This is a genomic window from Burkholderia sp. THE68 (genome assembly GCF_009938265.1).
GTDB lineage: Bacteria > Pseudomonadota > Gammaproteobacteria > Burkholderiales > Burkholderiaceae > Caballeronia.
The window spans coordinates 232,398-255,517 of sequence record NZ_AP022317.1 but is presented as its reverse complement, the minus strand read 5'-3'; the positions used below and the strand labels follow the sequence as shown (position 1 = coordinate 255,517).

Below are 23,120 nucleotides of genomic sequence, written 5' to 3'. Positions count from 1 at the left end.
GACGCGCACGGCAGTTCTAGAACCTCCCCGGCCTGTAGGGAGCCGGATCGGTGAAGCCCGCTTCGCCGTTCATCAACTCACTGACGAGCCTTCCCGTTACCGGACCAAGCGTAAGTCCATGATGCGCGTGCCCGAACGCGAACCAAAGCCCAGGGTGGCGATCAGCAGGCCCGATCACCGGGCGCATATCCGGCGTACACGGCCGCAAGCCCAGCCACGGCGACTCGTCGATTCGCGCCCCGAGGCCGAATGCCGGTCGCGCGAGTTGCTCGGCGCGCTCCAGTTGCAGCGGGCTCGGTGGCCGGTTCCGGCAGGCAAGCTCGACGCCGGTAGTCAGACGCAGGCCACGCCGCATCGGCGCCACGACATAGCCGTTCTCGATGTCGACGACCGGCCTCGCGAGCGCAGCGCGTCCATCACTCTCGTAATGCATGTGGTATCCGCGCTTGGCCATGAGCGGAATGCGGTAGCCGAACTTGCGCACCACATCGCCGGACCAGATGCCGAGCGCGACCACGGCCGACTGCGCTTCGACAGGTCCGCTCGCGGTCATCACGCGCCAGCCGCTTCCCGACGGTTCGAGCGTCGCGGCATCGCCGATCAGGAAGCGTCCGCCCTCGCGCTCGAATAGCGCCGCGTAGCCTTTCGTCAGGGCGCCGGGATCGATCACGCTGCGTGGGTCCGTCCAGTGAATCGCACCCGCGTAAGCGCCTTCGAGCGACGCCTCCAGTCCATGCAGCGCGCTTCCCTCGAGCACCTGCATGCCGAGTTGGTATTCGTTCGAGATCCGTCTCGCGGCGCTCGCCTCCCGCTCGAACTGCTCGCGCGAGCGATAGGCTTCGAGCCAGCCCGTGGGCCGCACGAGATCGGCGTGACCTGCACGCGAGGCGAGCGCCTCGTGCTCGGCCACGCTTCTGCGGATGAGCGGGAGCAGGTCGTGCGCGGCGGCAGCGAGACGTCTGGGCGCCGATTCCCACCAGAACCGCGCGAGCCACGGCGCGTACGCTGGCAACGAGCGCAGGTCGTAACGAAACGCCGTCGAGCGGTTCATTGCGAATTTCAGCACCGTGGCCCAGTCACGAGGGAACGCATAAGGCACGACCGACGACGCCTCGATCAGCCCCGCGTTACCGAAGCTCGCCGCTTCACCGGGCGCCTGGTGGTCGACGAGCGTCACCTGCCATCCGCGCTGCCGCAAATGTAGCGCGACGCTTACCCCCACGATCCCCGCACCGAGCACGATTGCGTCCTGAGCCATATTCCGATGCCTTGATAGAGTACTTACTTCGCAATGATGTCGCGTTTGAAGTACTTTTGCGACAGTTGACTCAGTGTGCCGTCCTTCTTCAAGGAATCGAGCGCGGCGACCACTTTCGCCTTCAGCGCGGCATCGTCCTTGCGCAAGCCGATGCCGGTGCCTTCGCCAAGCGTCGAAGGATCGGTGAGCGCGCCGCCCGCGAAGTCGAAGTTCTTGCCTTCGGGCTTCGCGAGGAATCCGTCGATCGCGGTTTGCACTTCCTGCACGGCACCCTCGAGTCGCCCGGCCGACAGATCCGCAAAGATCTGATCCTGGCTTTGATACGTCACGATCTGCACGCCCTCGCTCGCCCAGTGCTTGCGCACGTAATCTTCCTGCGTCGAACCCTGCAACACGCCCACCGACTTGCCTTTCAGGCTTGCGGGCGTCGGCAGGAGGTTCGAGCCTCGCCTGGCGATCATCTGGATCGGCATGACGTAGATGGGCGGCGTGAAGTCGATCGCCTGCTTGCGCTTGCCCGTTATGTTCATCGCCGAATTGATCGCGTCGAACTTGCGCGCCTGCAATGCGGGAATCAGCCCATCGAAGCTGTTTTCCACCCACACGCACTTCATCTTGATGCGCTGGCACACCGCGTTGCCGATATCGATGTCGAAGCCCTCGAGCTGGCCCGTTGGCGTCTTGCTTTCGAACGGCGGATACGAGGCCTCGACGCCGAATCGCAAGGTCTGCGCCTGCGCATGCGCGAGACCGAATGTGAACGCGAGGCTCGTCGCGCCAGCGAAGCAAATCATCTTCCAGTTCATTATCGTCACCAAAGTTCGTTTGTGAACCACACCGTCTGTCGCGTCAGGCGCGCGAGTGTCGCCACGCGCTCATCCGGAATATAGACCAAAAATAAAATAAAAGTCTACAATAGACAAAAATGTCTGTTTTGACGGATCTGAACCGGAGGCTTTCAAATGATTTCTCTGTCCGAAGAATCGGGGAATGGCACGCGCGCCGCCCAGATGCCTTTCATCGTTCACGATGACGAAGTGCGGCTGGCGCTGCCATCGCTCGATATCCGCGGCGCGCTCCACGAGATGTTCGCCGCGCTCGGCGAGGGCGAAGCCGTGCAGCCGCCGCAGACACTTACGCTTTTCCCGAAAAGCGCGGGTGATTTCATCACCTATCTCGGGGCGCTCGCGAAGCACGAGGTATTCGGCGCCAAGCTCTCGCCGTATCTGGCGCAGCCGGGCGCGCCGATCGTCACTGCCTGGACCACGCTCATGTCGATGCGTACCGGCGCGCCGCTGATGTGGTGCGATTCGGCTCGCCTCACGACCGAGCGCACGGCGGGCACGACAGCGCTCGCGGTCGAGCGCCTTGCGCGCTCATCGAGCGAGCGTCTTGCGATCATTGGCTCGGGGAGCGTCGCGCTTGCGCATCTGCGGCATGTCGCGCCGTTACGCGAATGGTCGGAGATCCGCATCTACTCGCCGCGTCTTGTCAGCGAGCGCGCGAGTGCGCTGCAGGCGATCGACGCGCGGGTGCGCGTCGCGGCTTCGGTTGAAGCGTGCGTACGCGACGCGGATGTCGTGATGCTCTGCACATCCTCGGGTACGCCGGTGCTCGCGCTCGATGCGCTCACGCGACCCGCGCTCGTCACCTCGATCAGCACGAACGTCGCGCTCGCGCACGAGATCGATCCGGCAATGCTGAGCCTGCTCGATGTCTACTGCGACTATCGGCAGACGACGCCGTCGAGCGCGGGCGAGATGGTGATCGCCCGGGAACGTCACGGCTGGTCGCCGGAGGCGGTCGTCGGGGACCTTGCGGAGCTTGCGCGCGGCGCGTGCCCTGCGCCCTCGCACGAGCGTTCCGTGTTTTTCCGCTCGATCGGCCTCGGCCTCGAGGATATTGCGGTCGCGCATGCGCTCTATGTCCATCTCGTGAAGCGGCGCGCGGCGGCGCTGGCGGTATGATCGGCCTTCGACGGCCCGAACTGATCTCTACTTCCATGCCACGACGCAAGACGCCAACGCCCGTTCAATCCGCACGCGAAGCGCTGCTCGCGCGCTATGCCCACATCGCGGACAGCATCACGACGCTTTTCTTCCCCTATGCGGAAGTGGTGATTCACGATCTCTCTGACCAGACGATCGCGTATTTGTCGAACAATCTCTCCAAGCGCGAGATTGGCGATGACTCAGCGCTGGAAGACGTCGAGGAAACTGCGCGCGAGCGCCGTGTCGGTCCCTATGAGAAGCTCAACTGGGACGGCCGCCGCATGCGCTGCATGAGTACGGTGCTTTTCGACGATGTGGGCAATGCCGCAGGCGTGATGTGCATCAACTTCAACATTGCAGCCTTCGACGACATCCGCTCCACGCTCGATCTCTTCCTACGCGGTGCGGGCGTCGTGGCACAGCCTGTCGAGCTTTTCAAGGACGACTGGCAAGAGCGTATCAACACCTTCCTGCACGGGTGGCTCCGCGAGCGGCAGATTGCGCTCAACTCGCTCACGCGCGATCACCGGCGCGAACTCGTCGAGGCGCTGCATGCTCAAGGCGCGTTCAAGGGCAAGAGCTCAGCCAACTATGTCGCCAAGGTGCTCGGGATGGGACGCGCGACGGTCTACAAGCACCTGCGCGAGATGAAGGGCGAAGCCTGAACAATCGATTTTTCGGTGCGGTACCGGGTCGCTCGTCGTTGCGATAGACGCCGCGCCAGTCGGCTCGATGAAACGAGACTCGTCGAGTCGACGTCGAATGTGAAGCGTGCCGGACGGAGCGCGAGACGCGCATCGCGCGCCCGCGCTTCCGGTCTTGAACCGCGGTGTCACTCGGCCTGCTCGCGACTCCTCGCGAGGTTATGCACGCGCGAGCCCACGGCGACCGGCGCGGCGTTGCGCCCGCGCTGTCGCTGTTGCTGCTGCTGTGCGCCGAAGAACCGGCGTCCTTGCGGGCCGTACACGGCGTCGGGTTCGGGAAAGCGCCACAGCATCGCCATATACAGCACGCCGCCGACGGCGAACGACACCGGCACGCTCAGATCGCAGCCGCCCGCGAGTGCGCCGAGCGGCCCGACGAACTGCCCCGGCAGATTCACGAACGCGAGACCGACGAACGCCGCCGGCAGCCACGCGCCCATTGCGCGCCAGTTCCAGCCATGCGTGAACCAGTAATGGCCGCCGCGCCCGCCGCGGTTGAACACCTGCAGATCGTCGGCGAGATAGAAGCCGCGCCGCTGCAGGAAACCGATCACCATGATCGCCATCCACGGGCAACTGAAGGTGCAGATGAGCGTCGAGAACGTCGCCACGCTTTCGACGAGATTGAACGCAAAGCGGCCGACGAAAATGAAGCCGATGGCGAGCGTGCCGATCAGCATCGTCGCGCGCACCCGGTTGAGGAAGCGCGGAAACATGCTCGACATGTCGAGGCCCGTGCCGTAGAGCGCGGTCGTGCCCGTCGACATCCCGCCGATGATCGCGATGAGGCACATCGGCAAGAGGAACCAGCGCGGCGACACGGCGAGCAGGCCGCCCACGTAGTCGTTCGCGCTGATGTAGCTCGGCGCCTTCGTCGCGATGATCGTCGCGGTGACGAGGCCGAAGAAGAACGGCACGAAGGTCGCGATCTGCGCGACGAACACGGCGCCCATCACGCGATGACGCGGCGTGGATTGCGGAATGTAGCGCGCCCAGTCGCCGAGCGTCGAAGCGAACGAGACCGGATTGCTGAGCGCCACCAGCGCCGCGCCGATGAACGCGGCCCAGAAGCCCGCGCTGCCGTGCTGGAGCGTGCCCGCGTAGTGCATGTCGAAGGCGTTCGCGAAGGCGAACGCGCCGAGCACGAACATGAGGCTCGCCGCCCATACCGCGATCTTGTTCACCCACAGCATGAAGCGAAAGCCGTAGATGCACACGATCAGCACGAGCACGGCGAACACCATGTACGCCGTGCCGAGCGTCCACGGATTGACCGGCAGGCCCACCATGTCGTGCGCGCCGCCTACGAGCGCGTCGCCCGAACTCCACACCGCGAGCGAGAAGAACGCGACCGAGGTCAGCACCGCGAGAAACGAGCCGACGATCCGCCCGTGAATGCCGAAGTGCGCGCCCGACGAAACCGGATCGCTCGTGCCGTTGCGCGGCCCGAACAGGCTCATCGGCGCGAGGATGCAGGTGCCCGCGAGCACGCCGAGGATGATCGCCCACAGGCTCGCCTTGAACGAGAGGCCGACGAGGATCGGAAAGCTGCCGAGCACCGATGTCGAAAACGTGTTGCAGCCGCCGAACAGCAGCCGGAATAGATCGATGGGCCGCGCATATCGCGACGCGTCGGGAATGCGCTCGAAACCGAATGTTTCGATCTGCGTGATGCTCGTGCTGTCAGCCATATTGTCTCGCTCCTTTAGGTGTCGTCAGGCGCGTCGCGCCTGCTACCGCACTGTCGTTATGTGGCGGTCACTCTGATGCACTCGAATAAACGTTCACATCGGGCATGGCCGATGTCTGGCGATGCTCATGCTTCCACTGCTATTTCAGGCTGTTTCACGCGGACGTCACGCTCGTGCGCACGCGTGCCATAGACGCCGAAAAGGTCTTCACAGAAAGCTCGTACGATCGGTTGGTCGGCCATGCCGCGCTTCATCGCGAGATGCAGCGGCACGTCGAAGCCGAACGCGGTACGCCCGAGTACACGGATCAGACCGCGCTGCTCGAAGCTTTCCGCGTGATGCGCGGGCAGATAGCCGATATGACTGCCCGACAGAATCAGCACGGTGGCCGCATCGATGCTGTCCGCGATGGCCGTCACCCTGCGCTCGCCGATGCTCGCGAGTTCCTCGGGCACGGGATAGCTGCGCCAGATCCAGTCGTGCGCGCGCAACTGGTCGAGCGTCACATCCGGTCCGCCATGAAAGAGCGGATGACCGCGCCCGCAGCAGATCACCTGCCGTTCGCTGAACAGGCGGCTGTACGACAACCCCGCGACCCGATGCCAGAAGTAACCGATAGCGAGATCGAGTTGCGCATTGACGAGGCTCTCTTCGAGTTCCTGCGGCGGCGCGACGTGCATCGCGAAGCGCACGGCCTGATCGCGCTTGCGAAACGCGCCGATCGCTTCGGCGAGCCGCGCGTTCTCGACGTGCGACGCCTGGCCGATCAGACCGATCGACAAGGTGCCCACGAGCTTGCGGTCGATATCGCGCACCTGTGCGACGAACTGCGAGGTCGCGGCGATCAGCGCGCGCGCCGATGCGACGAAGCGCTCGCCCTTCGATGTGAGCCGGAAGCCGCCGCGCCCGCGCTCGCACAGCCTGAAGCCCATGCGCGCCTCCAGCGCGGAAAGCTGCGAGCTGATGGTCGACTGGCGCACGCCGAGCGTCGCTTCGGCGGCGGTGATGCCGCGCGCGTCGACCACGGCGAGAAAGACGCGCACGAGGCGCAGGTCGAGATCGGAAGTATTGGAGAACATGCGGATGGCTCGCGTTGGCAACGCCGCGTTCACATGGGGAAACCCATCGCCTTGATGCCCTTGATCCACGCGCGTTTCCAGCCGCCTTCGGCATCGGCGCCGTCGAACGCGTGGAAGGTCACCTTCGCGGCCAGCCAGCGCACCGGCTCGGGCGGAATGTAGGTGGGGCTTTGATTGGCGATATCGAGCGCGCGCTCGGGGCTGTCGCGATCGAACAGGATGTTCAGGCCCATGAACGCGCCGAAGCGGCTCGCGGCCACGCCGAAACCCGTGTAGCCCGCGACGAACACGGCCTTGTCGCCGAGATAGCGCTTCGCGAACACCGAACCGCGCGAACAGTAATCGATCGGGCCGCCCCACGCATGCGAGAAGCGCACGTCGCTCAATTGCGGAAAGGTCGTGTAGAACGCCTGCGCGAGCCGGTAATACGTTTCGCGGTTCTGGTCGCCCGGCGGATTGGGATCGCCATCGAAGTGATAGCTCACGAGGCCGCCGAAGATGATGTTGTTGTTCTTCGTGAGACGGAAATAGTTGAGCTGCGTGCGCGTGTCGTAAATGCCCTGACGCTGCGCCCAGCCGATGCGCGAGAGTTGTTCGTCGGTGAGCGGCTCGGTGGCGAGCACGTGATCGCGCACCTGCAGCACGCGCCGGTTGATATCCGCAATGCCGACCTTCGCGGTGCCGCTGCCGAACAGCACGCGCGTCGCGCGCACCGTGCCCGCAGGCGTCTTCACGAAGACGCTCGCGCCTTCGTCGCTCACGCTCATCAGCGGCGTGTTTTCGTAGAGCCGCACGCCGAGCTTGAGCGCCGCGCGCTTGAGGCCCCACGCGAGCTTGGCCGGATGCACGATGCCGCTGCGGTTGTGCGACCAGAGGGCGCCCGCGAACAGCGGCGAATCGAGCTGCGCGCGCGTGGCCGCCGCATCGAGCAGTTCGACATCGTGGCCGTAAGACTTGTGCAGATCGTAATCGGCGCGCAGATGCTCGACGTGATCGGGGTCGACCGCCACCGTCATCTCGCCATTCCATTCGATGTCGGCGTCGATGTCGTAGCGCTTGAGCGTCGCTTCGAAGCCATCGAGATTGCGCTGCCCGAATTCCTCCAGCTCGGCGATATCGTTCGGAAACACCCGCACGGCGTTGGGCAGGCCATGCATCACCGAGGTCGAAATGATGCCGCCCGCGCGCCCCGACGCGCCGTGCGCGACCTGTCCCGCTTCGATCAGCACGACATCGAGTTCGGGCATCTGCTCCTTCGCCTGCACCGCGGCCCACAGGCCGGTGAAGCCGCCGCCGACGATCAGCAGATCGGCGCGCGTCTCGCTCGTGAGCGCGGCTTCGGCGGGCGGCTCGGCGGGATTGTCGAGCCAGTAGGGAAAGAGCTTCGTGTGGGCGAGCGCTTCTTCGACGCTGAGCGCGGGCGCGGCCACCTCCGCTTCGAGAAATTGGGCGCGGTCGTTCATGCCTGGTCTCCTGTTCGGCTGCCGTGCGGGCGGCGGCGTTCGACGACGGTTATTGCTGCGGTTCGAGCACGATGTAGAACTTCTTCGCGTCTTCGATGGTTTCCCAGCGGCCCGCGAAGCCGGCCGGCAAGAGATATCCCTGTCCCGCTTCGAACTCCTTGCGGCCGCCGTTCACGTCGGTCAGCGCGATCCTGCCTTCGACGAGCCACACGGCTTCGTCGGCGGTCGTCGCGGGGAAATCGACGGCGCCGACCTTGCCTTCCCACCAGCCGATCACGTAGTTGCCGTTCTGGCCTTGCGCCGCGCGCCAGTCGCTTTCGTCCATGCCGTAATCCAGCTTCGTGAATTGGCCAATGCCTGCGCCCAGCGGCGCGATGTCCTGAATCAGCTTGCTCATGTGCGTCCTTGATTGCGTGGGTTTTCAATTGAATCGGTGGAGGAAAGTTACCGATTCGGGACGCCCCGGTATGCCCCCCCTCAGGGGAGGCAAAACGTGTTTCCTGATTCGCGGGTAAACACGTAGAGCGCGCGAAATATTCGCTGGAAACCCCGTGTGGCGGGCATTGCGGCGCATGGGCTAAAATCGGACAGCCTTTTCTCTGGGGCGCGCAATGCTGCTCAACGTACCCCCGCTCAACCGCGACTCAGCCGACTTTCCGCTTTCGTTCAAGGCGCTCGGGCAAGTGATCGAAGCGGTCGGCACACCCGATTTCGTGCCGCGTCTCACGCTGTTTCTCAATGAAATCGTGCCGCTCAATGTCGTGCACATCGAGCGCTCGCGTGTCGATCACAGCAGGCCCACGGGCTTTCGCCGCGAATGGATCGGCAGCAGCGGCGTGGGCATGGACAGCGGCGTGATCTCCGAAGTCATGACGCTCTACTACGACCGCTTCTACGACAGCGATCCGCTTTTCGCGGGCATTCGCGGCAAGATCGGCACGCTGCTCGTGGTGCGCGACATCGGCGCGATACCGCCCGGCGAATTTCGCCAGCGCCTCTTCGACGAAGCGCTGATCGCGCACGAATGCGTGCTCGCGCGCGGCACGCCGCACGCGCAGGATTCGATCGCGCTCGAACGCGCGCTCGATGCGCCGCCGTTCACGCTCGCCGAGATGAACCGCTTTCGCAAGGTGAGCGAATTTCTGTTTCCGCTGCTGGAGCTTCACGCCTCGACGAGCGCCGCGCGACGTGTCGCGCATCCCACATCGTTCCTGCATCCGCTCGCGCAATTCGATGCGCGCATCGCCGCCGATCAGGTGCGTCTGTCCAAACGCGAATACGAAATCTGCGCGCACCTCATCACGGGGCGCACGGTGCCGGAAGCCGCGGAGATCATCGGCGTGCGGATCGGCACGGCCGAGTCGTATGTGAAGCGCGCGTTCGCGAAGCTCGGCGTGCGCACCAAGCGCGACCTGATCGCGTGGGGCCAGACTTGCTCACGCCTGGCGACGCTCTGAAGGCCCGTTCACATAGACCGGGTTCGACGTAAACATTCCCACTTCGTGATTCGCGCGGCGCAAGCGTCGCCTAACATCGGCCCGTCCACATTACGATGACGGGAGACTCCCATGCAGCGCGAACTCAACCAGCCGCTCGGCGGCAACGACATGCCGCGCTTCGGCGGCATCGCGACGATGATGCGCCTGCCGCAGGCGGCCAGCGCCGATGGCCTCGATGCATGTTTCGTCGGCGTGCCGCTCGATATCGGCACGTCGAACCGCTCGGGCGCGCGCTTCGGGCCGCGCCAGATCCGCTCGGAATCCGTGCTGCTGCGCCCCTACAACATGGCGACGCGCGCCGCGCCCTTCGATTCGCTGCAAGTGGCCGATCTGGGCGATGTAGCCACGAACCCGTATGACCTTAAGGACTCGATGCGCCTGATCGAGTCGGCTTACGACGCGATCGTCGCAAACGGCTGCCGTCCGATCACGCTCGGCGGCGATCACACGATCGCGTGGCCGATCCTGCGCGCGTTGCACAAGAAGTACGGCAAAGTCGCCGTGGTGCACGTGGACGCGCATGCCGACGTCAACGACACGATGTTCGGCGAGAAGATCGCGCACGGCACGCCGTTTCGCCGCGCGGTCGAAGACGGCCTGCTCCAGTGTGACAAGGTCACGCAGATCGGTTTGCGTGGCACCGGCTATCACGCCGACGACTTCGACTGGTGCCGCGAACAGGGCTTCACCGTGGTGCAGGCCGAAGCGTGCTGGAACCGCTCGCTCGCGCCGCTGATGGAAGAAGTGCGCGCGCGCGTGGGCGACACGCCCGTGTATCTGAGCTTCGATATCGACGGGCTCGATCCCGCGTTCGCACCCGGCACCGGCACGCCCGAAGTGGGCGGCCTGACCGTGCAGCAAGGCCTCGAAATCGTGCGCGGCATGAAGGGGCTCAACGTCGTGGGCGCGGATCTCGTCGAGGTCTCGCCGCCTTACGATCAGGCCGGCACGACCGCGCTCGTCGGCGCCAATCTCGCGTTCGAGATGCTCTGCGTGATGCCGGGCGTCGCCTACCGATGAACCACGCGAGGACGATCATGACCAATCACACTTCATTCGTGCTGCCCGCCGCGACGATCGCGGGCATGCGTGTCGACGCGTCGGACCGCGAAGCGGGCAACGCGATTCACAATGCTTCCACGGGCGAGATCATCGGCTGGCAGGAACACGCCGATGCCGCGCAAGTCGATGCCGCCGTGCGTGCCGCGCACGGCGCGCTCGATGCATGGCGCGACCAGCCGCCCGCCGCGCGCGGCAAGGTGTTGCGCAGGATCGCCGAGCTGCTCGCGGCGAACCGCGCGAAGCTCTCTTCGATGCAGCAGCAGGTGAGCGGCAAGCCGCCGCTCGAAGCCGACACCGACGTGAGCGACGCCATCGCCACATTCGATTACTACGCGGACCTGTGCGCCGACGCGTCGCTCTTCGCCGCCGACACGCTCGCGCTGCCCGACGACACCGTGACAGGCGAACGGCAATATGAAGCGGTGGGCGTGGCCGCGCTGATCGTGCCGTGGAATTTCCCGATGGTCACGACCGCGTGGAAGATCGCGCCCGCGCTCGCGGCCGGTTGCACGGCAGTGCTGAAGCCGTCCGAATTCACCTCGCCGGTCGAGCATCGGCTCGCGGAGATCATGACGGCGGCGGGCGTGCCCGATGGCGTCGTGAATCTCGTGAACGGCGGCGGCGAGGTGGGCGCGCTGCTCGCGGCGCATCCGCTCGTCGACAAGATTTCGTTCACCGGCAGCACGGCGGTCGGCCGCAAGGTCATGCAGGCCGCTGCGCAGGACATGAAGCGGCTGACGCTCGAACTCGGCGGCAAGTCCGCGTTGATCGTGCGCGCCGACGCGGACGTCGAGCATGCGGTCGCGCTCGCGGTGGGCGGCGCGTTTACGAACGCGGGGCAGATGTGCTCGGCCACGTCGCGCATCATCGTGCACGACGATGTCTATCGCAAGTTCGTCGCGGCTTTCGAAGCGGCCGTGCGCGCGCTCGTGGTCGCGCCGCCTCACATCGGCAATGTCGCGATGGGGCCGCTCGTGTCGCGCGCCCAGCGTGAGCGCGTTCAGGCGCTGCTCGAGCAAGGCATCGCGGGCGGCGCGGCTGTCGCGTTCAGCGGAACGCTCGAACATGCCTGCGCGGAAGGCTTTTTCATGGCGCCCGTGGTCATCGCGGAACCGGATACGGCGAACGTGTTATGGACCGAAGAGGTGTTCGGACCGGTCGCGTGCGTGAAATCCTTCCGCACCGACGACGAAGCCATCGCGCTCGCCAACGACACGCGGTACGGACTCGTCGCGACCGTCGTGACGCGCGATGAAGATGCCGCGCGCCGCTATCGCCGAGCGCTGCGCGCGGGCCTCGTGTGGATCAACACGCCGCAACTGATCTTTCCGCAGGTGTGCTGGGGCGGACTCGGCCTGAGCGGCATGGGCCGCGAACTCGGCGTCGCCGGATTGCGCAGCTATCAGGAATTGCGCCACGCCATCGTGTCGCGCGGCTGACGTCGCGCGTTCGACTTTGACCGGCGGCATGCCGCCGGTCAAGTCACGCCTTGCGCGGGCGGCACTGACCTCTCCTGACGGAAGGTCGTCGTCTTTCACATTAGTGAAAACTTATGAGTCGGTTATAAATGCTAAATAGCGCAAATATTTCAGGGGCCTTATAGTTTTGCTCTCGAAGTCGTCAATAGCGCTCATGCCTCTGGCGACATACGCATTCAGCGACTCTGGGAGACAGCAAATGGCAATCGACGCGATCGTGGCGAACATGGACTCCGTCTGGACCGCAGGCGGCAAGGACACGAAACAGGCGGCGCACATGCATGACGCCTCCCTCAAACGCTTCCTGCAAACCATGCGTGACGACGGCTATCCGCTTGCGCTGGTGAGCGACCTCGATGCCGCGCGCCTGAACGACGCCATCGCCGACAAGCTCGGCGACGAAGGTGTTACGTACTTCTCATCGATTCTGTCATCGGGTGCAAGCGAGTCGCGCTATGCGATGGCGCTTCATACGCTCGCGACGCCCGCGCATCGCGTCGTCGCGGTGAGCGCCGGGGAGGGCGGTTTCGAAGAGGCGCGCTGTTCGGGCATCACGCAGTGCGTCGCCCTGCGCGATGCGCTGCGCCACGCGTCGGCGCCCTTCAGTCGCGCATATTCGTACGATCGTTAGAGCTCACTTGAAATGTCTGGCGTTTGCCGACATCGCACAATCGGACTGTTGTTCGCGCCCATCGCGTGAGGCGAACACGCGCGCGAATTCGACTTCGAGCAAGCTGAATCCGCGCATAAAATTCGACGCAAGCCGGCAATCGATGTCCTGCACGCTCATTGGCACGCCCTATGCAGAATACCGGGTGGCGACTTTCACGCCATTCACTTTATTTTTTGCCAGGAGACCAGCCATGACTACGCTGACCATCAACGACCTGCCGCGCACCGACACCCTGCATCGCGACGCGATGTCCTCCATTCGCGGCGGCATCGCCACGATCACCCTGCCGCCGAACGGCAACCCCGGTCCATTGCCGCCATCCATTCCGGCGTCGTTGCCCGGCCTCGCCGCGATCCTGAAGGATCTGCACATTCCGGTGTCGTGGCCCGGGCAACCGGTTCCGCAGGCGCAGGACCCGCGTCTGCTCTGAACGCGAAACGACATCGGACAGCGATGCATCAGACGGTGCATCGCGATCTCGTTTCAGGCTCCGGCGCTTTTGCGTCGACAAGCGTCATGCAGTCAATCGCCGGGCAGGAACACAGTGCTTCCCGACTTCGCGGCGACATGCACGGCCGTAGTCGCTTCGAGCGTGCGCAGCCCGTCGAGCGCAGAGCAGATCGGTGCCTCAGTACCATCGACCACCGCCCGGAAATGACGAAGCTGCTCGGTGTAGGGGCAGCCGGCATGGGGCGCGGTGCGTTCCTGCGTCAACGGGTCATGCCATCCTTTGCCGCTGCGGTATTCCCACAGTTCGAGCCGCGGAAGCGTCAGTGAAGCGTCTGTACCGCAGAGGTAGTGGGAATTGACGTCCTGACGCGGGAAGCGTTCTACTTCTCCTGCAGCGAGGTCGTAGTTCCACGGTGCCGCGACGGTATCGCTTACGCTGACCGTCGCGAGCGCTCCGTTGCGAAACTTCAGCACGACTGCCGCGGTGTCTTCCACTTCGAATCCACGCGTCTCATTCGATGTGACCGCCTGAAGGCTCTCGAGGTCGCCGAAGAGATGACGAAGCAAATCGATATCGTGGATCAGATTGATGAGGATCGGGCCGCCGCCTTCCGTGCGTCGCCACGAGGTATTGAAGTAGTCATCGGGCTTGAGCCAGGTGCACAGGGCCGTTGCGCTCACAGGCTTTCCGAGGCGCCCCGATGCGACGATCTCGCGCGCACGGCGCACGATCGGGTTGTGTCGCCGCTGGTGGCCGACGAGCACCGGCACCCGGAACTCGCGGGAAGCGTCGCTGATACGCTTTGCGTCCTCGACCGTATGCGCGATCGGCTTCTCCACGATCACCGCAACGCCGCGCTCGATGCAATCGAGCGCGATGCGCGCATGCGTGGCGTTGGGCGTCGCGATGACCACGCCTTTCGGCTTCACGGTATCGAGCATCGCCCGGTAGTCCGCAAACCACGGTACGTTGAAGGACGCAGCCATTTGTCTGGCCGCATCGGTCGGATCGGCGATTGCCGCGAGTGATACTTCGTCATGCCTGGCGGCCAGGTCGATGTGTACCTTGCCGATCAATCCAGCGCCGATCACGGCTATGGGCATTTTGCTCATGATTGAGATTTTCAGGTTCGTTGGAATAAAGGGACGCGCTCAGGCCAACCGCTGCTCGTCAAGCAGGCTTTGCTCGATCACTTGCTTCGATGCCTTGAACGCCAGCGCGAGCCGTTGGGCGGCCTTGAGCGCCGCGAACGGCATTTCGGCGCTGATGAGCGTATGGGACGGTAGTGAACGCAATAGCTCCGCGAGCGGCAACGCACCTTGGCCAGGCGGCAGGCGGCCCTCGCGCCTCCCGGATGATCGCGTCGTCGCCCACCGGCGAGACCGCTGGCGCGTCGCAAATCTGGACTGAGTGCAGGTACGCGGCCGGGAGTTCACTCACATCGGCAGGCGTGGCTCCGGAGCGCATCAGATGCAATGAATCGACCAGAATCGAGCCGTTCGGCCTCGCGGCGGCGTCGAGCACGCGTCGCGCGTCGCCGAGGGTGCCGACGTGCCGCCAGCGCATGAACTCGAGATCGATCCGCAAGCCGAAGCCCGCGGCGAGGTCGCAGAGCGCCACGAAGTTTGCGACGAGGCGCGAGAAGTCGCTGTCGTCACCGGACACGGTCACGGTCTGCGCGCCCAGTCCCGCTGCCGCTTCGAACATCGCTTCATAAGAGGAGACGACGATTTCCGGCAGAATCGGGATGAACTCGACCTCGCGAACGGTCGTGCCGTGATCGTCGAGCAAGCGGGCGAGCCGGCGATGTTCAGCGCTGCCGGCCTTCAGCGGATAGTGGATTGCGCCCGGCGCCACGGGACTGGTGCGCAGTCCGACCGCGGTGAAGCCTGCTCTCGCGCTCTCCATCACGAGCTCGGACGGATTCAGTTCCAGCGCGGTGAGGTGCGCTACGCCGATTCGAACTGCGTTCATTGATTGACATCCTTGCTTTCGAAAGAAGAGGCTTCGAGTTCGATGCGTTTGATGTCGCCGACCACGAAGAGGTAGCAGAACGCGCCCACCAGGGTGATGGCGGAGACGAACGCCAGGGCATACACGAACGATCCGGTGGCGTTGACGATCAGCCCGATGACGAGCGGCGTCACGATCCCGGAGGCATTCGCGAACAGGTTGAAGATGCCGCCGCTCAGGCCGAGCAGTCCTTTCGGTGCGATATCGGAGACGATCATCCACGCCAGCGCCGAGAGTCCCTGCGAAAAGTACGCGACGCACAGAATGGCGATCACCGCTTCCGTCGAGTCGACGAAGTTCGCGAGGACAATGGTCGAGCCGGTGAGGAGGCCCGCCGTCACAGGCAGCTTGCGGGCCCAGTTGAGCGACATGCCTCGACGAAGCATCGCGTCGGAAATCCATCCGCCCGCAAGCGTGCCGACGGAAGCCGCGATGAAGGGCAGCACGGCGAGTATCCCGACCTTGAGCCAGGGCATGTGGCGTTCCGTCACCAGATAGGTCGGAAACCACGTGAGAAAGAAAACGTTGGTCGCATTGCTCGCGAACTGTGCGATGCAGATGCCGAGCATGCGGCGCTCTTTCAGGATCGCGACGAGGTGCGACCACTGAAAGCGCACATGGATGCGGCCGCTGCTCACCACGCCGCCGCCGGCTTCGATATGTTGCAGTTCCGCGCGATTCGCACGGCCGGACTCGTGCGGTTCCCTGAAGCGCGCGAGCCAGATCCAGCCGAAAACGATCCCCACGGCGCCCACGATTCCGAACAGCGCGCGCCATCCGTAACGGTGCTCGAGCCAGAAGAGAAGCGGGCTGAGGAATGCCAGCCCCGCGTATTCCGCGAACGTGTAGACGCCTGTCGCGCGTGCCCGCTCGCTTTGTGGAAACCAGGTGGCGACGACGCGGCTGTTGGTCGGAAAGCAGGGCGCTTCGGCCATGCCCACCAAGAGGCGCAGAATCAGCAGCGTGACGAAGCCCAGCGCCAGCCCTTGCAGGCCGGTGAACAGCGACCACAGCGTCAGGGCGAAGAAATACGTCCATTTGGTGCCGATGCGGTCGAGCAGAATGCCGCCCGGAATCTGCGAAGCCGTATAGGTCCACGAGAACGCCGAGAAGATGACACCCATCGTCGCGGGAGTCAGTCCGAGGTCGTGGCTCATGTTCGGCGCGGCGATGCCGGCGACGCTGCGGTCGAGATAGTTGATCATCGTGCCGACTGCGAGCAATCCGAGAATGCCGAAGCGAGCGCGCGTGCGGCGCGCGGTCGCGGACGCCGCGTCGCCAGCCTGAACGCCTGATGCGTATTTCATCGTTGTCTCCACTGTTGTGAAAGTCCGCCTCGAAGGCAGCATCTGAGGCGATTCTATAGACAACACTTTGGATATCAACGGAGCTTCCGTTGTTTCATCATTCACACTTCGTTTAGAATCGGTGTATGGATATCGACGACCTGAAAGTCTTCTGCATCGCGGCGCGGCGGGCGAGTTTTGCTGCCGTGGCAAAGGAGCTCGGCACCACGCCGGCTCATGTCAGCAAGCGGATTGCGATTCTCGAAGCGACGCTTGCAGTGCGGCTGTTTCATCGCACCACGCGGCGTGTCGCGATCACCGCAGATGGCGAGATCGCCTATCAATGGGCGCGAAGGATTCTGGAAGACGTGACATCGATGACGGAGACTTTGCAAAGCACGCGCAGCGAACTCTCCGGACTGCTGCGCATCAGCACGAGCCTGCGTCTGGGCCGGCTGCATGTCGCGCCGATTCTTTCGAGTCTGGGCAATCAGTATCCGAAGCTCGATGTCTGGCTGGAACTGCTCGACCGGCGCACCGATCTCATCAACGAGAATATCGACATCGACATTCGCTTCGGGGATCCGACGCAGCCGCAGCTGATAGCGCATCGCCTCGCCAGCAACCGCCGCTTACTGGTTGCCGCGCCGGACTACCTGAGCCGGCACGGCGCTCCGGCTTCGCTGGCCGAACTCGCGGAACACGAATGCCTGCTGTACCGGGAGCGCGAGCAGGCGTTCGGCACCTGGCGTCTCGAGGGGCCGAAGGGCTTTGAATCCGTGAAAGTGACGAGCCGCTTCGGATCGAACATGAGCGACGTAGTCCGAAACTGGTGCCTCGACGGGAAAGGCATCTGTTTGCTGTCGGTCTGGGATATCGCCGATGCGATTCGCAGCGGACAGGCGGTGCGCGTCCTGGCGCAGTACTCGGAGCCCGCCGACATCTGGGCGGTCCTGAGCAGCAGGTCAGCGAATTCTGCGAAGGTGAGGGTGTGCCTCGAGTTCCTGAAAGATCAATTCAGTTGTGGTCCTTTTGCGCTCGATATGAATCCGGAGGTCGAGCATTGACCTCTTCAAGTTAGTGCGCGTGATCGCCGATATTTAGCGGGCAGTTTTTGAGGCGGCGCCGTGGAGCGGGGAGAGTGGTGGCGCTTTTGCGTCTTGGGGCGATCATCGGGCCTATCGCAGGTTGAGTGGCAAGGCGCGGTCACGAAGAGTCACTCCGCGCGACCACAGTTCGGGCATTCGTGCGACCGCTTCGCTCCGTCGACGCCCCTTCGGCCACCGATGATGTACTTCGCGTCGTCGGCCATCGCGGTCATTACCTACCCCCGGCGGTATGAGCGTTGGTTAACTCACACCGGCCATTCAGTCGCCGCCGCCTTGAACGCCAGCGTCGTTCGTGAATCGGCAAGCCACCGCTCCGCGCCAACCCCGCTGTAGTTACGAGAGTCTCTTGGCGTAATGGCCCGGCGGGGTCACGAGCTCAGCGGGCAAGATGTCGTGTTCTCGCTACCGACGGTCTCGCAGGCGCAAGCGTTCCTTTCCTCGGCGCCGATGTGCTTTCTCAAAGCGCACCATCCCCACGAAGTTGATGGTTGAACGTGGCCAACCAGTGAGGTCTGCAGCAAATGTTCCTCTAAAGAATTCTCGCCCGTTGCCGTTAGGTAGAGCGGGATCGCTCACGGCGTGCCGTAACAGGGCGGCCTAGACAAGAAGAAACAGCCAAGGTAAGAGGGAAATTATGGCGCGGATTAAAGCAGTCGCCGCGATGTTAGCGGCAACGATGTTCTCGGGTTGTGCATATAACGTCCAAGTTGCATCGCAATCGGGCGCTTCGGAAGTAATGAGCACGAAGATCAGACAGGACAAGGCCTACGTAGTCTTCAGCGACAATCTCGTCACGGCCGGCAAAGATGTCAAATCCGGTTTTGCCTGCGGCGCACATAAGTATCCGATGTATATCGGTGAGGCGCTGCAAGGCTCGCTCTCAAAGACTGTTGAAGCCGCCTTCCCTCAAGTCGTGAACAACGGTGGAGCGGTACCGTCAGGGCGTGACGGAATCATCTTCAAGTTCGACCTCTCCGAGTTTGATCCGCGAATTCGTTTCACGCCCGGATTTTGGGTGCCATCCGCTGATGCAAACGTCGATATCGCAATTCGCGCTCGCGTTGCCGACAAGCAAGGAAAAGAACTGATCACCACGACGTTTCGGGGTCAAGGTCATGCCAGTGAAGACGGAAATTGCTCGGTTGGCGCCGACGCCTTGAGTCTCGCTGCTCAAAAGGCGATCGCAAACGCGATGGAAAGTTTTGTTGACAAGGTGATCAACACGGGTGCGCTCGATCCAATCATGGCAACTTCTGCGCGACAATAATCTCAAGCTAATTTGAGAATATGGCCGGCATCAATTGAAAAGCCTCAGACTCGACAAGGATAATGGGGCAGCCTCAATGTCGATGGAACGGAGGCACTTCGCGAGGCCATCGGTCATGTTTTTCGATTGATGGCCTGCCTGATAGTCGGCGCAGGCACGTCCTTTCGGCCATTGCCGACGTTCGACGCGGCTTCCTTGCACATCGGCAACATAGCGGGTTGCCGCCGTTGACGACATCGAGTCGTCGAACGGCCACTCCTACCTTAGTCAACCCTCACTCTAGATCCACAACCGCCCCTCAGAAATCTCATGAGCTGCCGTTCAACAGTCGCGGACGATCTCCTGCGGACATGCCGCCTGCTGCGCGGCCCTGTTCCACTCTACATGACTGGTTGAAAATCCATGCGACGTGTGCTGGGGGTAGGATTTGTATGGCTTGCGCTGACATACATGCTCGCCATCGACGTGCAGTGCACTCCGAGCGATGTCAACTTCTGCGGTAAGCTCGCTGTCTTGTGGATGCGTCAGATATTCGCGATGAGCGTCCCATTGCTGTTTAAACCGCCTATCGAACTACTTGGTGCTATTGCGCTCGCGGACGGCACATTTACAGCGCTCGTGCATGTGCGGAGCTTGTTCATGCTAGGTTGGGTTGGCTATCTGACTTGTATCTTTGGGGCCTGCACCGGCGTTGTCGTCGCCGACTTCAAATCGCTGATGCAGTATTAAACTGCGCCCCGGGATTTCCGCTGCCGATAGTTACTGTTTTGCCGGACCAGGTTGTCTTGATATTGCATTTTCTGTTTGATTAGTCAGTTCGGCAAGACGCCACTCGACTGCCCATCGCCTTCGCGGGAAAGGGGCAACGCCCCGAAATCGGAGGTAGGCTGTGCTCAGCGTCGGAGTCCTTCGCTGAGTTCGGCGATCTGACTTTGCAGCGCGCCGAGAAAGACGCTCACCCTGTTTGGAACGTATCGCCTGCTCGGCATCACCGCCCAGACCGACAAGTCCTCCATCGCCGCATCCTCCAATTGAATCTGCACGAGCGAGTTGTCGGCTAATTGCCGGAAGACGTCCCAATACGTCAACTGCGCGAGTCCGAGACCTTGCACGGCAGCGGTCCGCGCCGCTTCGACACTGGTCGTGGTGAAACAAGCGTCCACGCGCTTGCGAATCAGCGCTCCGTCGACGACAAGCGGCCACCGTCGCACGGCACTCAGTCGGATACAGGCGTGATTGTCCAGGTCGGCAACCGTCGAAGGTCGTCCGTGTTTCTTCAGATAGGCCGGCGCGGCGCAAACGAGGCGAGGATTGGCAGCGATCTTCTTCGCCACCAGCTCGGAGTCCTCCAACGGCGCAATCCGCAAGGCCACGTCGAGGCCCTGCCCGACGATATCCACCTGACGATCCGAAAGATCGAGGTCGATGCGAAGCTCCGGATTGGCTTCGAGCAAACTCGCAAGCATGGGCAGCACGACGGATTGTCCGAACCCGCTCGGAGCCGTCAGACGAAGCACGCCCGACGCCTTTCCCTGCGACGGGCTGAGCTCGGCGCGCGCGCCGGATTCCGCATCCACCATCGCCGTGGCAAATGGGACGAACGCTTCACCTTCGGCAGTCAGCGTGAGCGACCGGGTCGTCCGATGAAAAAGACGCACGCCGAGATCTTCTTCCAGCACGGCGATGCGACGCGACACCTGCATGGGGACGACGTCGAGCTGGCGCGCCGCAGCGGAAAGACTGCCCGCCGACGCAACGGCGAGGAAGGTTCGAACGTCTGGAAGGAACATGGTTTATATCCGATAACGTTACGGCGGCTTCACCATTCGACGTCTGTTTTCCCGCCCTCCCAACGCCTAGGATGAAGTCACTTTCCTTCCTTTGACGAGCCGCGAAATGAACGACTTCACCTCGCAGATCCTTACCCCGTACGCCGGCAACGGCATTGCGGTGCGCAACCGCATCGCAGTCGCCCCGATGACGCGCATCACGGCCACCGAATACGGCCATCCGACACAGACGATGTTCGACTACTACGGTCGGTTCGCGAAAGGCGGCTTCGGTCTCGTAACGACAGAAGGTATCTATACCGACAAGGCGTTTTCGCAAGGATACCGTTTTCAGCCTGGCCTGGCCGATGACGAACAGGCGCGCGCATGGGCAGCCTTCAATCGCGACATGCAGGCACACGGCGCACGGGTGTTCGCGCAACTGATGCACGCAGGCGCGCTGAGTCAGGGCAATGTTTATCGCAAGCACACGGTGGCGCCATCGGCCGTTCGGCCCAAAGGCGAACAGATGGCGTTCTATTACGGCGATGGACCGTATCCCGAACCCAGGCAGATGACGGATGCCGAGATCGATGAAGCGATCCGGGGCTTCGTGCAGGCGGCGCATCGCGCGGTGAATATCGGCGGATTCGGCGGTGTGGAAATTCACGGCGCGAACGGCTATCTGCTCGACCAGTTTCTGGGCGCGCACACGAATCTCAGAAACGACCGTTGGGGTGGCAGCACGAGGGCGCGAGTACAACTGCTCGTCGATGTCGTGAAGTCGGTCCGGCTCGGCGTCGGCGATGCAGTGCCGGTCGGCATCCGCATCTCGCAGGGCAAGGTCAACGACTTCGCGTCGAAGTGGCCCGGCGGCGAGGCGGACGCAGAAGTGATCTTCGGCACGCTCGCCGACGCAGGCGTGAACTTCATCCACGTGACCGAGCACGAAGCGTGGCAGCCCGCATTCGAAGGCACGCGCGACAGCCTCATCGCGCTGGCGCGCCGCTACGCGCCGGAGGTGACGATCATCGCGAATGGCGGCTTGCATACGGCCGACCGTATCGCCCATGCGCTCGGGTCCGGCGCGGACATCGTGACGGTCGGACGCGGCGCGCTCGCCAATCCCGATTTGCCGATGATTCTCGCGAGCGGGCGCGAACCGAGGCAGTTCGATAGCTCGATACTGCAACCCATCGCCAGCATCAAGGACGACGAGTTAGCGATGCAGTTCTCCGCCTGAACGCGATTGTGAGCGCGGGCGCGTATCCTCAGTTCTCGACACGCGCCTGCTGCGTCTCCACATTCGAGCGCCGCCAGTGCGCCGGCGTCATGTCGAAGTGCTGACTGAACGCACGCCTGAAGGCCGCCACGGATTGATAGCCGACGGTCTCGGCCACCACTTCGGTCGATACGCCTGGCCTCTTCAGCTCATTTGCCGCCAGCGCCATTCGGACGCTGGTCAGCAGATCGATGGGTGAACGTCCCACCTTGTTCTGAAAATGACGAATCAATGTTGCGCGCGACATGCTGCATAGACTCGCCAGGTCCGGCAGGGTCCAGTCGCGCGCCGGATCATTGAAAATCGCGGCGAGCGCGGGCGACAGACGCGAATGTCCCGCGAGCGTCAACAGACCGGCGGGCGCTTCGTCGGACTCCGCGCTCGCACGCAACGCCAGCGCGAAAAGCGCCGCCGACAGCGCGTTCATCATCGCGTAGCCGCCGAGATTGCCGGCGACCGATTCCGTGCGCATCAGCGCGACGAGACCATTCAACTGTTCCAGCGCCGCGTCCTGTCCGCTGCCCTTCGCTGTCGACGTACGGACTACGAGCCGCGCCGGCAGATACGCACGAACGAAGCGGTCATGCGGCGGCGCCAGGATGATCCGTCCGCACAGCATGTCCAGACGCTCGCCGGCGCCCTTGTTTTCGCTGATGATCAGGTTCAGCGCCGCGCGTTGCCGGGCAGGCTTCGGCCGCGCCCCGCTGCCATCGCGAAGCGTATGCGCCGAACCGTGCGTGAGCATCACGATGTCCCCGGCGCGCAGATGTTGCGGCTTGCCGCCGCCGGGCGTCTCCAGCACGGCCGATCCGCCGAGCACGATGTGATACGGCATCTCGCCCGCGTCTGAATCGGCGTAGATCACTTCCCACGGCGCGCCGTACGAACAGCGAAGTTCGAGCTGACCGCGCACGGTCATCATGCCGAGCAGGCGGCTCAGCCAATCGATCGACATCGACATGCTTACCTCGAATGACACGATGAGACTTTTGAGCATGATATTGAGAATTTAGCGACTCAACAAGCTCATCCTGCGACCCTAAAG

Annotated in this window: 22 protein-coding genes; 11 read left to right on the top strand and 11 right to left on the bottom strand. The window is 63.4% G+C overall.

Annotation, left to right across the window (positions count from 1 at the left end; translation table 11 throughout):
* Positions 1-16: 16 nt before the first annotated feature.
* Both BTHE68_RS22485 and BTHE68_RS22480 read right to left on the bottom strand, forming a co-directional pair.
* Positions 17-1,258, bottom strand: a complete 1,242-nt coding sequence (locus BTHE68_RS22485; protein ID WP_162068526.1) for an NAD(P)/FAD-dependent oxidoreductase — start codon at positions 1,256-1,258, stop codon at positions 17-19.
* Positions 1,259-1,281: 23 nt separating this feature from the next.
* A complete protein-coding gene (locus BTHE68_RS22480; protein ID WP_162068525.1) occupies positions 1,282-2,064 on the bottom strand; it encodes an ABC transporter substrate-binding protein in 783 nt (260 codons plus the stop codon).
* A gap of 156 nt (positions 2,065-2,220) precedes the next feature.
* On the opposite strand from BTHE68_RS22480, the gene BTHE68_RS22475 reads away from it, so the two are divergent.
* Entirely contained in the window at positions 2,221-3,225 is a 1,005-nt protein-coding gene (locus BTHE68_RS22475; protein WP_162068524.1) for an ornithine cyclodeaminase family protein, read from the top strand.
* Positions 3,222-3,914 (top strand): helix-turn-helix transcriptional regulator, encoded by a 693-nt coding sequence (locus tag BTHE68_RS22470; protein WP_174258104.1) that lies wholly within the window; start codon positions 3,222-3,224, stop codon positions 3,912-3,914. The genes BTHE68_RS22475 and BTHE68_RS22470 overlap by 4 nt, the downstream gene beginning before the upstream one ends.
* Positions 3,915-4,081: 167 nt before the next feature.
* Here BTHE68_RS22470 and BTHE68_RS22465 read toward each other — a convergent pair whose 3' ends face one another.
* From BTHE68_RS22465 to BTHE68_RS22450, 4 genes are all read right to left on the bottom strand, one after another.
* The gene (locus BTHE68_RS22465) at positions 4,082-5,644 is read right to left on the bottom strand and encodes a purine-cytosine permease family protein (protein ID WP_162068522.1); all 1,563 of its coding nucleotides are present in this window, start codon (positions 5,642-5,644) and stop codon (positions 4,082-4,084) included.
* A 125-nt stretch (positions 5,645-5,769) separates the two neighbouring features.
* A complete protein-coding gene (locus BTHE68_RS22460) occupies positions 5,770-6,723 on the bottom strand; it encodes a LysR family transcriptional regulator (protein WP_162068521.1) in 954 nt (317 codons plus the stop codon).
* Positions 6,724-6,752: 29 nt separating this feature from the next.
* Entirely contained in the window at positions 6,753-8,186 is a 1,434-nt protein-coding gene (locus tag BTHE68_RS22455; RefSeq protein WP_174258103.1) for an NAD(P)/FAD-dependent oxidoreductase, read from the bottom strand.
* A 49-nt stretch (positions 8,187-8,235) separates the two neighbouring features.
* Positions 8,236-8,583 carry a cupin domain-containing protein gene (locus BTHE68_RS22450; RefSeq protein WP_061176360.1) on the bottom strand — a complete coding sequence of 116 codons (348 nt, stop codon included), beginning with the start codon at positions 8,581-8,583 and terminating at the stop codon, positions 8,236-8,238.
* A gap of 214 nt (positions 8,584-8,797) precedes the next feature.
* Between BTHE68_RS22450 and BTHE68_RS22445 the strand changes: the two genes are divergently transcribed.
* The 5 genes from BTHE68_RS22445 (at position 8,798) to BTHE68_RS22425 (ending at position 13,328) form a co-directional block, all read left to right on the top strand.
* Positions 8,798-9,643, top strand: a complete 846-nt coding sequence (locus BTHE68_RS22445; RefSeq protein ID WP_162068520.1) for a helix-turn-helix domain-containing protein — start codon at positions 8,798-8,800, stop codon at positions 9,641-9,643.
* Between the two features lie 111 nt (positions 9,644-9,754).
* Positions 9,755-10,705 carry an agmatinase gene (gene speB / locus BTHE68_RS22440; RefSeq protein WP_162068519.1) on the top strand — a complete coding sequence of 317 codons (951 nt, stop codon included), beginning with the start codon at positions 9,755-9,757 and terminating at the stop codon, positions 10,703-10,705.
* 17 nt (positions 10,706-10,722) lie between these two features.
* The gene (locus BTHE68_RS22435; RefSeq protein WP_232078082.1) at positions 10,723-12,186 is read left to right on the top strand and encodes an aldehyde dehydrogenase family protein; all 1,464 of its coding nucleotides are present in this window, start codon (positions 10,723-10,725) and stop codon (positions 12,184-12,186) included.
* 238 nt (positions 12,187-12,424) lie between these two features.
* Positions 12,425-12,856: a hypothetical protein gene (locus tag BTHE68_RS22430; RefSeq protein ID WP_162068517.1), complete on the top strand. Its 432-nt coding sequence runs from the start codon at positions 12,425-12,427 to the stop codon at positions 12,854-12,856.
* 232 nt (positions 12,857-13,088) lie between these two features.
* The gene (locus BTHE68_RS22425) at positions 13,089-13,328 is read left to right on the top strand and encodes a hypothetical protein (RefSeq protein ID WP_061176365.1); all 240 of its coding nucleotides are present in this window, start codon (positions 13,089-13,091) and stop codon (positions 13,326-13,328) included.
* A gap of 92 nt (positions 13,329-13,420) precedes the next feature.
* On the opposite strand, the gene BTHE68_RS22420 is transcribed toward BTHE68_RS22425, so the two are convergent.
* From BTHE68_RS22420 to BTHE68_RS22410, 3 genes are all read right to left on the bottom strand, one after another.
* A complete protein-coding gene (locus BTHE68_RS22420) occupies positions 13,421-14,440 on the bottom strand; it encodes a Gfo/Idh/MocA family protein (protein WP_353622662.1) in 1,020 nt (339 codons plus the stop codon).
* Positions 14,441-14,519: 79 nt separating this feature from the next.
* Positions 14,520-15,257: a sugar phosphate isomerase/epimerase family protein gene (locus tag BTHE68_RS22415; protein WP_197919728.1), complete on the bottom strand. Its 738-nt coding sequence runs from the start codon at positions 15,255-15,257 to the stop codon at positions 14,520-14,522.
* Positions 15,258-15,319: 62 nt separating this feature from the next.
* Positions 15,320-16,669 (bottom strand): MFS transporter, encoded by a 1,350-nt coding sequence (locus BTHE68_RS22410; protein ID WP_162068515.1) that lies wholly within the window; start codon positions 16,667-16,669, stop codon positions 15,320-15,322.
* Between the two features lie 125 nt (positions 16,670-16,794).
* Between BTHE68_RS22410 and BTHE68_RS22405 the strand changes: the two genes are divergently transcribed.
* The 3 genes from BTHE68_RS22405 (at position 16,795) to BTHE68_RS22395 (ending at position 19,753) form a co-directional block, all read left to right on the top strand.
* Positions 16,795-17,715: a LysR family transcriptional regulator gene (locus BTHE68_RS22405; protein WP_162068514.1), complete on the top strand. Its 921-nt coding sequence runs from the start codon at positions 16,795-16,797 to the stop codon at positions 17,713-17,715.
* Positions 17,716-18,493: 778 nt separating this feature from the next.
* Complete coding sequence (locus BTHE68_RS22400; RefSeq protein ID WP_232078081.1) at positions 18,494-19,024, top strand: hypothetical protein; 531 nt, start codon at positions 18,494-18,496, stop codon at positions 19,022-19,024.
* A 450-nt stretch (positions 19,025-19,474) separates the two neighbouring features.
* Positions 19,475-19,753: a hypothetical protein gene (locus BTHE68_RS22395; protein WP_162068512.1), complete on the top strand. Its 279-nt coding sequence runs from the start codon at positions 19,475-19,477 to the stop codon at positions 19,751-19,753.
* A 164-nt stretch (positions 19,754-19,917) separates the two neighbouring features.
* Here the strand turns inward: BTHE68_RS22395 and BTHE68_RS22390 are convergent, their stop codons facing one another.
* The gene (locus tag BTHE68_RS22390) at positions 19,918-20,814 is read right to left on the bottom strand and encodes a LysR family transcriptional regulator (RefSeq protein ID WP_162068511.1); all 897 of its coding nucleotides are present in this window, start codon (positions 20,812-20,814) and stop codon (positions 19,918-19,920) included.
* 106 nt (positions 20,815-20,920) lie between these two features.
* Here BTHE68_RS22390 and BTHE68_RS22385 point away from each other — a divergent pair, with 106 nt between their 5' ends.
* Positions 20,921-22,036: an NADH:flavin oxidoreductase gene (locus BTHE68_RS22385; protein ID WP_162068510.1), complete on the top strand. Its 1,116-nt coding sequence runs from the start codon at positions 20,921-20,923 to the stop codon at positions 22,034-22,036.
* A 28-nt stretch (positions 22,037-22,064) separates the two neighbouring features.
* Here BTHE68_RS22385 and BTHE68_RS22380 read toward each other — a convergent pair whose 3' ends face one another.
* Positions 22,065-23,036 carry an AraC family transcriptional regulator gene (locus BTHE68_RS22380; RefSeq protein WP_162068509.1) on the bottom strand — a complete coding sequence of 324 codons (972 nt, stop codon included), beginning with the start codon at positions 23,034-23,036 and terminating at the stop codon, positions 22,065-22,067.
* Between the last annotated feature and the right edge of the window lie 84 nt (positions 23,037-23,120).